Consider the following 13,853-nt stretch of genomic DNA (forward strand, 5'->3'; position numbering starts at 1 on the left):
CGGTCCAAAAGTTCCTTCTCAATAGCCATGCGATGATTCTCCTTTCCATCATCATGGCCTCATGCACAAAATTCCTGACAGTCCCCGGAATCTACGGGTTTCACCAATTTTTTGCGGCCTTTAATACTTTCTTCGAAGAGAGAACTCGGACCAAGTTTGGCGCTCAACCGAAGGCACTGTTCAATCTCGAGTGGCGGACCAGCCTGCCGCTGCTCAAGCCTTGGGGTCGGCTAATGGATGAGGCGTATGACAACAACACGGCGCTGCCGGGCACCATCTACAACGCGCCACACCAGACGGTACGAATCGAGCCAAGCAATTCGCTGTTTCCGGGTGCGAACGATCCATTCCGCGCCGCTATTGCCAACGCGGCTCTTTCCGTCGTTTGCTACAGGGCGGAAGTATTCGAACAGCTCCTTCAGACTCCGACTGAGGAACTGCCTCAGGCTGATCTCGACTTGCGCCTTCCGCTCGGCACGTTTGCCAACACTGCCAACGATGACGGACTCTCGCTCAGCTACCGCTGGCAGGGTCCGGCCAGTGACGCCGTAGTGCTCTTTTCAAACACGCCGCTTATCTACCGCCCCGGTATCGGACGATACCACCGGCACCCTGCAATTGAATTCATCGAAGACCTCTACGGCGGAGCTTGCCGTGTCAAACTGGAGGCAACCGATCCGGCTCAAGAAAGCGGAGTAGCACAACTAGATCGTGCGCTGCGTTTCAACGGCGCGTGCCTGCATCTATTCCTGACCGCAGACACTCATACCCCTGTATCGTTTACTGCCTACCTGCCGCTCGGCAGAGATCTGTCTGCCGGCGAACTCTGGGGCATCTTGCCTGATCTCGAACCGGGAGGAACCGTTGATGATCTGGCGTGTCAGTAGCCTGTTGTTGGGCGGCGCGGCAATCTCGGCGGTGGCAACGACGGCGTCCGACTCTGCTCAATTGTCAGCTGCCGATTGCAGAATGGGCGCGTACATCGACTACAAGAGCCTGGGTTATGAGAACGAAACCGAGCTCTACTCGGACTGTGTTCGCCAAGGATTGCCGCTGACGGGACGCACCGACTCGGACGGCGTCGTGAAACTCGAACTGGAAGGGAGCCAGACACTCCGCCTCGAGCCAGACATGCCCGACGGCTGGCTGATGCCCTACAGGATCGGCACGCAATGTGTCAGCCGCATGATCTACGACGAGCTCTGCAGTCGCAACACGAAGCTGTTCCAATCGGTCTATGGCGAACTCAATCGATGCCCGTTGCCTTCGTTCTATAGCGCCTCGGAGGCTGACGAGATCAGCATCTGGCTTCACCAGATGGGAGTTGGCGAGGTGTGCTCCAGCTACGCGACATCCGCATTGCTGGGGCCGCTACAGATCGGGCCCGGAAACTTGGGCCGCCTCGATCTCATGGATTCGACCTCTCGGCAGACCCCCCAACAAATTGTTGGTGATTTTGATATCACGGGTATCAACGGCGATCTCTATGACATTTCGGATTTGGTAGTGGATGGCTACCTGACCGTAAACAATTCGACCATTAAGTCGCTTTCGCTTTCCAACGTTGTCATTCTTGGACCCCTCACAATCTCATCGGTAACTGTGAACGAGCTGAGCTTGGAAGATGTCTACGTTATGGGTGATATTATTGTGGACGGTATTAGTCTCTCGGATGCGAATCTTCAGAAGGTTCGCGCTGCTGGCAAGTTGCAGTGGACAAACAACAGCTACCGGCCGAGCGCAGAGAAAAGTTTCTTCATTGTCGACGATCTCGACATCGAGAAGCTGCCGGTATTCGACGGAAACAGGACCGTCAGTGGCTCGAACCCAGCAGACAGTGGTCGCTACACGGACTTCATGAGCGCCTTAAAGAACGAGGTTCTGCGCGCCGAGAAGTACAGAGCTGAGGGGCAACCATAAGGTCCCATGCAGTTCTGGGACGTAAGCCCAGGAATAGGAGTCTAGTCGACAGTTAAACGCGCGCAGGATTCTCGTTCAGAGATTCAAAGCAGACTATCCAGTACAATCCACTCTTCCTGCCGTTATGAGGCGAGCAGCCCATCCACTTCCTCGCGGACGACCGCGGACGAGACGGGCTCCAGCTGGTCGTCGAGCGGTGTGCACGCCCAGTCGAAGATAGTGTGAAGACGGTCCTTGCCCTTCGACAGACCCGACACGCACGCAAGATAGGAACGCGTCATCTGCATCTGTGTACGGTAGCCGAGCAGCACCGTATCGCCGGGCCTGCAATTGGATCCAGGCTCGAGCACAGCATGATAGTCGATCACCTGCTCTATTTCGTGGAGATATTCGACGCCATTGCCTCTCGCCTCTTCCCATGTCGAACCCACAAGGGCGCCCGGGGATCCGGCCATATGCATATCGTGATAGATGCCACCCCCATAAGCGTAAGCCCGATTGCCGACGTGATGCGAGACCTCACTCACGTAGACATAGGCTGGCCGTTCAGGGAGATCATCACGCCAGGCGTGATTTGGAGTGGTGCCGGAGACGCCATTGCCTGGCTCGACGTGGGTCGCGCCATGACCGGCAAGGACGGGCATTGTGTCGGAAGCTGTATTCCCTGTTGTGTTGATCTGCCGGACCTCGATGCCCATGCCGCGGAGCGTCTCGGCGGCGCGCAGAATTGTGTAAAGGTTTGGCGTGGGCTCGGCTTTCTCCCGCGGTTGGGATTGTACCGGATGCAGGGGAAGGCAGTGACGCCGGCCAGCCGAACGTTTCTGAGCTTGCCGATCGCACCGGCGACCTGCGCCACTTCATGCTCCTGGAACCCACCTTCCTGCCCGTCGAAGAAAATGTCGCCGGGCGCGCTGACGCGGATCAGCAGATCCTGGACTACGCCCTGGTCGGCCGCTGCCTCGTCGATCCACCTGGCATGCTCGATAGTGCCGTTGCCATCGCGCGACCGATCTCGTACGGTCGCCGCTTCCTTTCGCTCGTCGGCATCCGGCGAAAGGAAGGAGGCGACCGCAGCCTCGGCGATCAGCGACAGTGAAACGTCGCGGCGCGCAGCATAGTCGGCCAGCGCGTGCATCACGTCCGGATCGAGATAGGCTGACAGCCGTTTTTTCTTTGCGTTCTTCACGGCTCAAAGCTCAATGCCGTCATTAGGGTCGAGCGCGGCCAGTCGCGACACCTGCCGCATTGTGCGGTCGAGAGAACGCCTACGGACAGCTTCATCGTCGGGCTCGTCAAGATCGAGTTCGAACTCGTCGTCTCGCTGTGCTGATCGCTCAGACGCGATGTCCTCGTGTTCAGGAAGCTCCGGCTGGCGGCGGATGCCACTATTGGCCGGATCCACAGCCTCATTCGGATCCGCAGATGGCTTCGATTGCTGGGCGTAACCTTCCAATGCATCGAGGAGCGTTGTGCCGGTCCAGTCGTCGGGCCGCGACGTTGCTTCGATCACTTCACGCTTCGGTGGCGGCAAGACACGCTCGGAAAGCCTAGGATCAGCAAAATAGCGCGCCTTCTTGGCTCGGATCGGAAACAGCCCCGAGACCATGACGATGGCATCGGTCGGTGGAAGCTGCATGATCTCGCCGGGCGTCATCAGTGCACGTGCCGTTTCCTGCCGCGATACCATCAGGTGTCCAAGCCAGGGCGAAAGTCTGTGTCCGGCATAGTTCTTCATCGCGCGCATCTCGGTTCCTGTTCCCAGCGAGTCGGAGACACGCTTCGCTGTGCGCTCGTCGTTGGTGGCAAAGCTGACACGCACATGGCAGTTGTCGAGAATGGAATTGTTCGGCCCGTAGGCCTTTTCGATCTGGTTGAGCGACTGAGCGATCAGGAACGACTTGATGCCGTAGCCCGCCATGAAGGCCAGTGCGCTTTCGAAGAAATCGAGACGGCCGAGAGCCGGGAACTCGTCGAGCATCATCAAGAGACGCTGCCGTCGATCCTTCGCATGGAGATCCTCAGTCAATCTGCGACCGATCTGGTTGAGCACGAGGCGGATGAGCGGCTTGGTGCGGCTGATGTCCGATGGTGGGACAACGAAGTAGAGTGTCGTCGGTCGCTCGCCCTCGACAAGGTCAGCGATGCGCCAATCGCAGCGAGACGTCACTTTGGCCACGACCGGATCGCGGTACAGCCCTAGAAAACTCATGGCGGTCGAGAGCACCCCGGAGCGTTCGTTCTCCGACTTGTTGAGCAGTTCGCGTGCGGCCGATGCTACGACCGGATGCGGACCGCCCACTCCCAGATGCCGCGTCAGCATCATGGTGCGCAGTGTCGTCTCGATCGGTCGTTGCGGATCAGAGAGGAAGTTGGCAACGCCGGCGAGCGTTTTTTCCCGTTCGGCATATAGGACATGCAGGATCGCGCCGACCAGCAGCGCATGGCTGGTCTTCTCCCAATGGTTCCTGCGTTCCAATGAGCCCTCTGGATCGACCAGCACGTCGGCCACGTTCTGCACGTCACGGACTTCCCACTCGCCGCGTCGCACTTCCAGCAGAGGATTGTAGGCGGCCGACGCTGCATTGGTCGGATCGAACAGCAGCACACAACCAAAACGCGACCGCCACCCGGCCGTCAGTTCCCAGTTCTCACCCTTGATGTCGTGGACGATCGCCGAGCCCGGCCAGGTGAGCAGTGACGGGACAACCAACCCGACACCCTTGCCACTCCGTGTCGGCGCGAAACACAGCACATGTTCCGGACCGTCGTGGCGCAGATAGTCGCGGTCGAGCTTACCGAGCACGACGCCATCAGGGCCGGTCATACCTTCGGCCGCAACTTCATCGCGCGTCGCCCAGCGTGCTGAGCCGTAGGTGGCCGCATTCTTCGCCTCCCGCGCCCGCCATACCGACATCGTGATCGCCACTGCCATCGCGATGAAACTGCCGCTTGCCGCGATCAGTGCGCCCTCGAGAAAGACCACGGGCGCATAAGCATCGTAGAAAAACCACCACCAGTAAAACGCAGGAGGCGGATAGATGGGTTGGCCGACAAACTCGAACCAGGGCGAACCGAGTTGCGGTTGAAAGCCGAGCCGCCATGCCGTCCACTGCGTCGCGCACCAGGTGGTGACGAGCACGATCAGAAGGACGGTTAGGACCTGGCCCCACAATATCCTGGTTGCCGGCACTTCTTGTCTCCTTTGGCTTCACGATCGGGAGCGAACAGAAAGTGTCGAGGTTCCAGATGTGCAAGGACAAAGGACCGGTCAAATCAGTACAGCGTAGCCGGACGTGGAGAGACTTGCTGGATGCGATTCAGGGTTTCCGCCGCCGCTAAAAAGAGCGTGGCCACAGACAATAGAGCAAAGCTGAAATCTGGGAGTAGAATGCGGTCCTCCGGGGGAATCGCTTATGCCACTTGTTCGTGACGCAAAAACGCTAAGCCTCAAGGCGATCAGTTCGCTGCGGATCGGGATGACTTCCTTCAACTCTTATGACGATGACGGGCGCGTGACATCCGTCCTCCTTCACCTCCAGCATGCCGGTGAGATGCTCATGAAGGGGATCCTTTGCCAGATGAAGGCCAAGGTGTTCGACAAGGACACCGGGAAATCGATCGGCTTCGAGAAGTGCCTCAGGCTATGCCAGTCGAACCACGGCATGAGCGATTCGGAGGCCGGCGTCTTTCGAGCTATCGACAAGCTACGGGATGCAGCACAGCATTGGTTCGTCTACGTCTCCGAGGACCTCCTTTACATGCACACCAGGGCGATGGTGACGGCATTCGATGCATACATGAAACGAACGCTGAACATGGATCTCCATTCTCACGTCCCGCCCCGGGTGCTGCCCGTGTCAACCAAACCGCCGGGGGATTTCGATTTCCTGGTCGATCGGGAATACAAGCTGATTGCCGAGCTTCTTCAGCCGGGCAAGCGTCGCCGCGACGAGGCTCGCGCCAGGATACGTTCTCTGCTCGCCATGGAGGCCATCGTTCATGACGGGGTAGAGATCTCGGAGAAAGACATCAATCGCATAGAGAAGGCCGTAAGAGACGGGAAGGCGTTCGAGGATGTTTTTCCACGACTCAACACCATCAGTACCGCGACGGCGGGCGAAGGCCCTACCTTTACCGTGCATTTCTCAAAGAAGCAGGGGGCTCCAGTTAAGTTTGTAGGTGGCGACGATCCTGAGGGCGCGGCGGCGGTGCGCGAGGTTGACCTCAGTAAGAAGTTTCATATGCGGCCGAGCGACTTGGCCAAAGCTCTAAAACTCAAGGAACCCCGATCGCTTGCTCTGCGCAGACATCTGGAGATCGACGACGACAAAACATGCTGTCACGTGTTCGAATTTGGGAAAACGAAAATCCCCTGCTTCTCTGATAACGCCAAGAACAAAATGAAGGGTGCGATAGACGGCGGCATCGACATGGATGACGTCTGGAAAAAACACCGTCCCGCGAACAAGAAGAAGGCTGCATCAGGATAGGAAGGCAGGTAGGCTTGTGTAGCGATCGGCCCGGTAGGTGTGAAATGACGCGGTGGTTGTGGACATTTCACAACCCGATTCCTCGCCTCCTTCCGAAACTCCAGTCCACTCTGTTATCGATGCGGGCAACTCCAGAAATGTGACTACCGAGTTGCTTGTCAATCGATGGCGACCAGGGAACGAGCTTGAAGCCGAGCCCGTCATCAATCATCGCGAAGCGGCCGGAGGCGAGCGAAAACCTCTGTCGATAGATGCCAGCTACTTGGTCGCCTTGCTTTCGCGAACGGCAGTCCGGTCTCGGCAGCGAGCCGAGCGCCAAGCGCGTTCACCTCGCGATCGCGTAGCGTGTCGATCAGGTTGCGAGCGAAGATGACGCGTTGACCGCCGAGCCGTGCCAGACCCTGCTCGACAAGATGATCGGTGCGATCCTGTAACGCCTGCTTCACTTCCCTGCCGAAGCCGCTCTCCCCAACTTCGACGGGTACACGCGCAACAAGCTGGCGGTCGAGCCAGGTCGCGCCATGAGCATGGATTTGTTCTTCGATCGAGGGGTCGGAGCGGAGGGCGAGTGCAACGCGGCTGTGGCCCTTCGCATCCTCGTAGCGACGGAGCTCGACGATCGAGCCCGGGGCGGAACCGCCGGTGGCGTCGATATCTTGAAACCGAATGTGATGGGCACGACCGTCGATGCCGTCGACGATGGCATAGGCCGAGCCGCGCAGTTCGTCATCGAGCCCACGCTCCAACAGCCGTCCAATAATAGGCTTGTCGATCTGCTCAGCCGCAAGGACATATTCGGCTGCGCCTTTGTCGATGCCATGGCCGGCGAGACTGCGGTGCATACGCTTGATGATGTCGCCGCGCTCGCCGAGCGCGCGCAAGGTCGTCTCAGCCTCCTCCGTGATGGTCCACTGGCCGGGACGGATTTCGTTGGCAAGGCCTAGGCTTTCAAGCCTGCGGAGCCGCCCGACCTTGAGCGTGAGAAACTCGTCCGGCTGGCTACCAGGATGCGGCGCGAGATCGATGATGCCATGGCGATCTGCTTCGCGAACAAGCTGGCGGTCGAGTTGCGTCCAACGCTCGGTGTCGATCTGCTGCTCGATGGTCCGACGGATGTCGTGGTCGGTGCGTAGCCCAAGTGTCTGGGTGAGGATGTCACTTGCGCGGTCGCGCATCCCTTGGCGGATGTAGTCGCGTGAGATGACGAGGTTCTCGCCATCGTTGGCGACACCGCGAACGAGGATATGGACATGCGGATGTTCGGTGTTCCAATGGTCGACGCCCACCCAATCGAGTTTTGTACCGAGATCGCGCTGCATGTCGACCATCAGGTCGCGGGCGAACCCTTTGAGGTCGCCCAACTCGTGAGCATCGTCCGGTGAGACGATGAAACGGAAATGATGCCGGTCGTCCTTGCATCGTTCGGCAAAGGCGTCGTGGTCGGCCTCGTCCGTGTCCGGACCAAACATCTTCGCCTGCTCGCCGTCACGCGTCACGCCCTCACGACGGAGGTATTTGAGATGAGCGGCGAGTTGCTTCGTTCCCGTGAACTGGCGCACCACGCGCGCCTTGACGACAGCGCTGCGAGAGCGGCCTGTGATGAGGCGGTTGGCCTGGATGCTGGCCGCCCGGCCGCGGCCAAAGGTCGAACTGCGTGCAGAGATGATCCGGCCTGTTCGCGAGATGTGGCCGCCAGAGCGCTGTGCGGCCGCGAGCGCCTGGAAGATGAAGGGTCGTGCGCGCTGGCCGGCGCGAGAGCGGATACGACCAGGCTGGACACGAAAGTCATCGTCACGGTTCATGGCTGCCGATCCTGCGATGTGCGTCTTCCTTTGAATGAATTGAGAAATTTGCGATGGCGCACATCGTGGATTTGCGGCCCACATCGCGAAAACGTTGTGCAAACCCTTGAAATCCAGCACCCCGACCGAGCTGCACATCGCCGCCCTTTATCCTGCCATCCCTTCTCGCACTCCCTGGAAACCAACGTTCTGGCCGCAATTCCCGCGACGCAACAGGCCAAAATGCGATTGACTAGGAATGGGCCGATCATTGTGATGTCTTGGACGAACCCTGCCCAAACGGGCTCTGGACAGCAGAGGGCGGAGACAAGCCACCTTCACTGCGCGACCCATCCGGTGGCGGTACCAGCGCGGTAAGATCGGTAACAGCTTTAACCACTGGCGATCGCAGGCTGGGTGAGCGGATCGCTGTGAACACAGTCTGGACGGGAACATTGGTCCCGCGATCGACCTGCGAAGCCGAGCTATTCCGTACGCGACGTGCGTGAAGATCGCCGCTTCGAGTGCGCTCGCCCTGCCCGCTCCTTGACGTGCGCGCAACGGAATGGGAACCGAACCATTGATCAGCGGGGCGAGTTTCCTGACATAGTCGACGGTCTCTCGCGGCAGCGGCCGGCCCGTCGCAAGATGATCTTGGTAGCGCCCGGGACCGGCATTGTAGGCAGCGAGAAAGCCGCTCCGACCGAAGCGGTCGAGCATCTCGCGGAGGTAAGCAGCACCGGCAAGAATGTTGTCGTGCGGTTGATAAGGATCGTCGCCAAGATGATGCTTGATCCGCAATTCTTCCCATGTCGCCGGCATGATCTGCATCAGGCCCATCGCGCCCTTGCTCGACAACGCATGAACATCGCCAACGCTCTCGACATGCATGACGGCGCGCAGCAGCCGCTCAGGAATAGCAAAGCGTTTCGCGGCTTCCCGGATATGAGCTGACCAGGGATCGGCGGACGAAGTCTTGGCGTTGGAGAGAGCCGGCCCCTCGCCATGAGAAAGAGGTTGTGCGTAAACCGCCGATGCAGAAGGAAGGAGCATGACGCATGCACACAGCATCGTCACGCCTCGCCGGATGACAGCGCATGCACCGCCGTCCAGACGCGCGAAAACCCTGCCACCGTGCTCGCTCCCGTCAAGGGCAAGGCTTCGCCGGCCGGACTTGCCTGCCGCAAATTGCTGGGCGATGAGCGTCCGCAGCGATTGGCGAGCGTCCGGCCGCCCTTGACCTTCGCTGCGCGCGGCAGCCGCCTGACAGGCGATCGGGTCGAAGGGTTTGAGCAGCGCCCGATCGATCAAGGGGTTTGACGCTTTAGGTTCGCTGAGGCGCGATCGGAGCATCCGATCAGCCTCGCTCGTCGCGCTTCGATGGGCGGCTCCAGTGCAGGCTCCAGACACTTCTCTCAGCATCAGACTGGAACAGATTGGCGCGGATCGGCTGCGTGAAGGATGGGTCGTCGATGGCGACGGAGAGATAGTTGCCAGCCTTCTCGCCGGTACGTTCCCACGCCGCGCCGATCTCCATGCCTTCGCAGAAGATGCGATGGTCCGGCGCATTCTCGGCATCCGATTTCTCTGCAGGCAGGATGGCGAGCTTCGCGTCGAGTGTCAGCGTTGAGACGTTGCCGAAGAAGCCGTCATCGTTGCGGGTGAAGGTGCCGATTTGGGCCATAGCGGTGCTCCTTTCATGAGCGTTTGGGGATGATTGGCGCGAGCCTCACGGCGCGCCGAGAACGGAATCTTTGGGAACATTCGGGGTTGGCGCGGTGCGGCCCGTCACCCAGACGGGAACCGCGCGACCGATGATCGAAGTGAGCGGCAGTGGCCCGAAATAGCGGCCATCAAAACTGTCGGCCGCATCCCGATTCATGAGAAAGACTTCACCGTCGGCGATCACGCGGCAGCCCTGCCATGCGGGCAACGGTCGGCCGCGACTATCGCGCTCGCGCGCAAGCCCTACGGTCACGCCATGGATGATGATAGCGGTGCCCTGGCGGCAGACTATGGTGCCTTTGAGTGCCCACACGCGCTTCAGAAGCGGCACGCCGTTCGGCAGATATTGGCGCTTAGCCAGGAAGCCGGCGAGCGGTTCGGGCGGCATGACGACGACGATTTCGGCAACAGCGATCCTGTCGACCGGCTCGACCCGATACAACCCGACGGGGACGCTCGCGGATACGTTCCAGATGAAGTGCGGTCGATGGTCCATCCACGCCGGAGCGACCGCGAGAACCGCGCAACCCAGCATCGTGACGATGATCGTTGCTCGCATGCTCATGGCTCAATCCTGCGGCGCAGGAGCCAAGCCTCATGGCGCTGGCGTGTGTAGGGCCTGGGCGTCTCGCGCGCGGCAAACCGGCTGTGGGCATGGCGCCAGTAGTCCGGCGGCACATCGACAAGGTCGATGCCAATCGCCTCGATGGCGTCGATGATCTTCAGCACTTTTTCGACGTTCCGCCATCCGATCGCTGTGAGCAGGATCTCGGCGCCGGGGCGCACATAGGCGACGGTCGAGCAGCGCCGACCGGCGGCGACTGCACGCAGTATGTCGATGCGGGACGCGACGGTGCCGAAGTCATTGCCCATCCACCGGACGAAAGCGAAGATGCTGCCAGGCGTGAAGGTGACGGCACGACGAGTGCGGTCGATGTTCCTGTTCGAAGCAACCTTGCCGAAGCGGATGTAGTTCTCGATCCGCTTCTTCAGCCACACCAGTTCGACGGCGGTGAGATCGCTCATGCCGACCTCCGTGACAGGAGGCCACGAGCAAGCGTGGCGAAGCGAGGAGCGGAAAAAGTGGCGTTGTTCCGGTAAGAGCAGTGGACGTCGATCGCTCCCGGCATGGCCGAAAGATCAGGGCTCGGCCTTCGTCCACAGCCTCGCCGATCTGCGCTTTGCGTTAGAAAGAATCCGAAGGATTCTCGGTTAGAAATGTTAGAGGCGCCGGTTTGGCAATCGCCGCAATGGCTTAGGGCCGATTCCGGTTCCTGATAGCACGAGGATCCGGTTCCCGATGGCACGGGAGTTGCGGTTCCTGATAGCACGGGCCTGTCCACAGTCATTTCACAGCCTTGGTCGTTCGAACGCGGGGCACCCGTTGTTTCGCGTGCGGTTCGGGCAGGTTGGGTTGGAAGGTCAAGCGAGATCTGCCATCAGGATCGATGGTGAGCGCCAGCCAATAGCCAGGCAGCGGTTGGCGACGGACGATCTCGCGCAGATCGAAGGTGAAGCGCTTGAACGGCGACAGGCCGCCTGACTTCAGGTGGAGATGGTGGAGATCAAAGCTCCAGCCATAGGTCTGGCGGCCACCATGCCTGCGTACCAGGCGATAAAGCCATCTCTCGAGGCCGCCCGTCAGGCCAAAATACTCTCGGTCAATGGTGAGGATCAGGGCATCGTCGAGGACGCCGGCATAGAACCAGTCGGGCAAGATGAGCTCGATGCCGAGCGGCCGCCCACTGGCGTCCATTCGCTCCTTCCACTCATTGATCCAGGAGAAGCGATGCCGCCGCCGTTCGGCCGGCTGTCGGATCGACGTGGCAACCGTGGTTGACTGCAGCCGATCCAGTGCAGCCTTCAGCCTGTCGTAACTGCGGGCGGAATCGCCGCGGCCGATGAAGGCGAGAATCTCGTAGGGCGTGGCCGCCATGAGACGCGACGTGCGAAGGCCGTTGTCTCGTGCGTCGACGATCTGGCTGGCGGCCCAGATCAGAATGTCGGCGTCCCAGATGGTCGCCATGCCGTGTTCGACCGTAGCCTCGACGCGGATCGACACCTCGCCCATACGAAAATCGATCGGTGTCAGGCGGCGGGATTTGGCGAGCGAGAAGAACGGCCACGACATGAGATCCTGTGCGTCGCGTGGCGTGATGACACTGGCGCGAGCGTGAAACAGATCAAGCTGGCCTTCGGAGCGGTACCGCACTGACGCCACGAGCGCTACGAGGCGCTACGGCGTCTGCCGGCATAGGCAGGTGCACGGGCGGCATGTGGCTTGGCCGGCGGAACAAAGGTCGCGTCCGCATCACTGGTGGACGTGCGCGCGCCGAGTTCGATCCAGGCGTGCAGGTCATCGATATCGTAGAGCACGCGCCCACCAACTTTCCGGTACTTTGGACCGGTGCCGTAGGTTCGGTGTTTTTCCAAGGTACGAGCACAGAGGCCAACGATCGGTGCTGCCTCCTTGGTTCGCAGGTATTTTTGCGGCGCGTCCGCGGGACCCTTCGACATCGCTCGATCTCCATTCGGTTTTGCTGTCATCCTGGCCTGCCGGGACGCGCGAAACGGACGATGGCCGAAATGAGAAGATGTGAGGGAGGGCAAAGATCGGGGAATGCGTTTTTGCTACCCGCGAAGAAGGGCTTCAGCGCTGGGATTTCTGGCTGCGGCTGTGGGGATAGAAGAGAAGATCGCGATAACCGCCGGCGACCAAGCGATCCGCTCTTCGCAGGATCGCGCGCACCTTGTGCCTGAGGTGATGGTCACGCCAATCCCGTGGCACGATCAGATCTCGTGACAGCAGCGCCTCCGCGATTATGCGGTAGGAGGCCGCTGCGCGGCGGGCGTCGTGAGCGCGCAGATTGAGGATATGCCTGGTCTTCGTCTGCTGGGGCAGCGCGCCATAGACTGGGCCGCCGGGCGATCGACCGTTCAGCGCCCGCCAGAACTGGCGTGCGGCGTCCAGTCTTGTTTCAAAGGCTTCGTCGAGCGGAGAATGATGGCATTGATGCCAAGTGAACCGTCGCAACTCTCGGCAATCAGGCGATGCGTTGCGGTCGATGCCGACCAAAGAGTCTCAAGGTCTTCGCCCTGCTCCCAAACGCCAGCGTTGCGGAGCTCGCGAGGAAGCACGCTCTTATGCCAAGAGTCGATAGAGGCAGGCATCCGCGTGGCCCGGAGAACGCGCGGCGAGGCCTGTTCCGTCCAGACGATGTTCTCGGCAGATGAAAGTCCGTCACCGGTGACAGTGAAATCGCGCGCCCCACCGTGCGGCGAAGTCAGTTTGTCCGAGCAGGTCTCCGGTATTTGCGCCCAGCGACGCAAGCTGACTGCACTCGGCGATGAAGGCGTCGTTCCGGATCAGGTATTCGGCAGCGAACTCCGGCGCTTCGTAGTCGCGCATATGCACATAGGCCGCTGGATTGGTCCAATCGCCTTGCAATTTGCCAGGTCCTCTCCCGATGCCAGCACCAGGCTGCGAGCTTCGGAATCAGCATCGGCGTCGATGCGCGTGCTGGGTAGTTGGAGAGTCAGCAAACCGCTGTGCTGATTCAGCAAAGCGTGGCGCATGGCAGGCTGCACCTAATGGGGCGCACCGCCCGCCAGAAGATACCGATAACCACTCGTCGTCATCCACCGCGCGCGGGCAAGATGGGTCTCCCAGGACTTGAACGCTCTCTCCGGTTCCTGCTCAGGATCGATGTGCAGGACGATCCTGGCCACCTCGCGCCAGTCCGCATCTTCTGCCGCCGCATCAAGAAGGCGGATGTAGGTGAGCAGTCGCTCCTCGTCATAGCCGGTCAGGATCGGCGCATCCGGCGCAACGTCGGCGACATCGGGATCGAGCAGAGGCTTAAGCACAGTAGTGATCGCTCATGTTTCGACTGCGGTCAGAAGGAACCTTCCTTTGGATTGAGTTCTCATCATAGCG

The 13,853-nt window shown here is 60.3% G+C and carries 14 protein-coding genes and 2 pseudogenes; 3 read left to right on the top strand and 13 right to left on the bottom strand.

Going from position 1 to position 13,853, the window contains the following annotated elements:
* Both NKJ90_RS08055 and NKJ90_RS08060 read left to right on the top strand, forming a co-directional pair.
* On the top strand, positions 1-887 hold an 887-nt coding region (locus NKJ90_RS08055; RefSeq protein ID WP_352485870.1), incomplete at its 5' end, for a hypothetical protein.
* Complete coding sequence (locus tag NKJ90_RS08060) at positions 868-1,920, top strand: hypothetical protein (protein ID WP_352485871.1); 1,053 nt, start codon at positions 868-870, stop codon at positions 1,918-1,920. The genes NKJ90_RS08055 and NKJ90_RS08060, both read left to right, overlap by 20 nt.
* Before the next feature lie 122 nt (positions 1,921-2,042).
* On the opposite strand, the gene NKJ90_RS08065 is transcribed toward NKJ90_RS08060, so the two are convergent.
* The 3 genes and pseudogenes from NKJ90_RS08065 to NKJ90_RS08075 form a co-directional block, all read right to left on the bottom strand.
* Positions 2,043-2,618 (bottom strand): type III PLP-dependent enzyme domain-containing protein, encoded by a 576-nt coding sequence (locus NKJ90_RS08065; RefSeq protein ID WP_352485872.1) that lies wholly within the window; start codon positions 2,616-2,618, stop codon positions 2,043-2,045.
* A gap of 314 nt (positions 2,619-2,932) precedes the next feature.
* Positions 2,933-3,055 (bottom strand): annotated as a pseudogene (locus NKJ90_RS08070) (CopG family transcriptional regulator); the annotation flags it as partial.
* Positions 3,056-3,109: 54 nt separating this feature from the next.
* On the bottom strand, positions 3,110-5,110 hold the full coding sequence (locus NKJ90_RS08075; RefSeq protein ID WP_352485873.1) for a conjugal transfer protein TraG: 2,001 nt from the start codon (positions 5,108-5,110) through the stop codon (positions 3,110-3,112).
* Between the two features lie 223 nt (positions 5,111-5,333).
* On the opposite strand from NKJ90_RS08075, the gene NKJ90_RS08080 reads away from it, so the two are divergent.
* Positions 5,334-6,410, top strand: a complete 1,077-nt coding sequence (locus NKJ90_RS08080; RefSeq protein ID WP_352485874.1) for a DUF8611 domain-containing protein — start codon at positions 5,334-5,336, stop codon at positions 6,408-6,410.
* Between the two features lie 67 nt (positions 6,411-6,477).
* Here NKJ90_RS08080 and NKJ90_RS08085 read toward each other — a convergent pair.
* The 10 genes and pseudogenes from NKJ90_RS08085 to NKJ90_RS08130 all read right to left on the bottom strand — a co-directional run bounded on the left by NKJ90_RS08085 (position 6,478) and on the right by NKJ90_RS08130 (position 13,783).
* Positions 6,478-8,212: pseudogene (locus NKJ90_RS08085) on the bottom strand (relaxase/mobilization nuclease domain-containing protein).
* Between the two features lie 147 nt (positions 8,213-8,359).
* Positions 8,360-9,502, bottom strand: a complete 1,143-nt coding sequence (locus NKJ90_RS08090; protein WP_352485875.1) for a lytic transglycosylase domain-containing protein — start codon at positions 9,500-9,502, stop codon at positions 8,360-8,362.
* A 46-nt stretch (positions 9,503-9,548) separates the two neighbouring features.
* Entirely contained in the window at positions 9,549-9,875 is a 327-nt protein-coding gene (locus tag NKJ90_RS08095; RefSeq protein WP_352485876.1) for a DUF736 domain-containing protein, read from the bottom strand.
* A gap of 45 nt (positions 9,876-9,920) precedes the next feature.
* Positions 9,921-10,481: a S26 family signal peptidase gene (locus NKJ90_RS08100; RefSeq protein WP_352485877.1), complete on the bottom strand. Its 561-nt coding sequence runs from the start codon at positions 10,479-10,481 to the stop codon at positions 9,921-9,923.
* A complete protein-coding gene (locus NKJ90_RS08105) occupies positions 10,478-10,942 on the bottom strand; it encodes a DUF2840 domain-containing protein (RefSeq protein WP_352485878.1) in 465 nt (154 codons plus the stop codon). The genes NKJ90_RS08100 and NKJ90_RS08105 overlap by 4 nt, the downstream gene beginning before the upstream one ends.
* A 319-nt stretch (positions 10,943-11,261) precedes the next feature.
* The gene (locus NKJ90_RS08110; protein ID WP_502904888.1) at positions 11,262-12,128 is read right to left on the bottom strand and encodes a replication initiator protein A; all 867 of its coding nucleotides are present in this window, start codon (positions 12,126-12,128) and stop codon (positions 11,262-11,264) included.
* A gap of 14 nt (positions 12,129-12,142) precedes the next feature.
* The gene (locus NKJ90_RS08115) at positions 12,143-12,433 is read right to left on the bottom strand and encodes a helix-turn-helix transcriptional regulator (RefSeq protein WP_352485879.1); all 291 of its coding nucleotides are present in this window, start codon (positions 12,431-12,433) and stop codon (positions 12,143-12,145) included.
* A 133-nt stretch (positions 12,434-12,566) separates the two neighbouring features.
* Entirely contained in the window at positions 12,567-12,992 is a 426-nt protein-coding gene (locus NKJ90_RS08120) for a DUF2285 domain-containing protein (RefSeq protein ID WP_352485880.1), read from the bottom strand.
* A gap of 165 nt (positions 12,993-13,157) precedes the next feature.
* On the bottom strand, positions 13,158-13,364 hold the full coding sequence (locus NKJ90_RS08125; protein WP_352485881.1) for a transcriptional regulator domain-containing protein: 207 nt from the start codon (positions 13,362-13,364) through the stop codon (positions 13,158-13,160).
* Positions 13,365-13,504: 140 nt separating this feature from the next.
* The gene (locus tag NKJ90_RS08130) at positions 13,505-13,783 is read right to left on the bottom strand and encodes a DNA -binding domain-containing protein (protein WP_352485882.1); all 279 of its coding nucleotides are present in this window, start codon (positions 13,781-13,783) and stop codon (positions 13,505-13,507) included.
* Positions 13,784-13,853: the final 70 nt, after the last annotated feature.

The organism is Mesorhizobium sp. M0051, assembly GCF_040323235.1.
Taxonomy (GTDB): domain Bacteria; phylum Pseudomonadota; class Alphaproteobacteria; order Rhizobiales; family Rhizobiaceae; genus Mesorhizobium.

What these genes read in the sequence shown, in the direction of transcription:
- NKJ90_RS08060 (WP_352485871.1), top strand. Translation starts at nt 868, where the DNA reads ATGATCTGGCGTGTCAGTAGCCTGTTGTTGGGCGGCGCGGCAATCTCG.
- NKJ90_RS08065 (WP_352485872.1), bottom strand. Translation starts at nt 2,618, where the DNA reads ATGGGCATCGAGGTCCGGCAGATCAACACAACAGGGAATACAGCTTCC.
- NKJ90_RS08080 (WP_352485874.1), top strand. Translation starts at nt 5,334, where the DNA reads ATGCCACTTGTTCGTGACGCAAAAACGCTAAGCCTCAAGGCGATCAGT.
- NKJ90_RS08095 (WP_352485876.1), bottom strand. Translation starts at nt 9,875, where the DNA reads ATGGCCCAAATCGGCACCTTCACCCGCAACGATGACGGCTTCTTCGGC.
- NKJ90_RS08100 (WP_352485877.1), bottom strand. Translation starts at nt 10,481, where the DNA reads ATGAGCATGCGAGCAACGATCATCGTCACGATGCTGGGTTGCGCGGTT.
- NKJ90_RS08105 (WP_352485878.1), bottom strand. Translation starts at nt 10,942, where the DNA reads ATGAGCGATCTCACCGCCGTCGAACTGGTGTGGCTGAAGAAGCGGATC.
- NKJ90_RS08115 (WP_352485879.1), bottom strand. Translation starts at nt 12,433, where the DNA reads ATGTCGAAGGGTCCCGCGGACGCGCCGCAAAAATACCTGCGAACCAAG.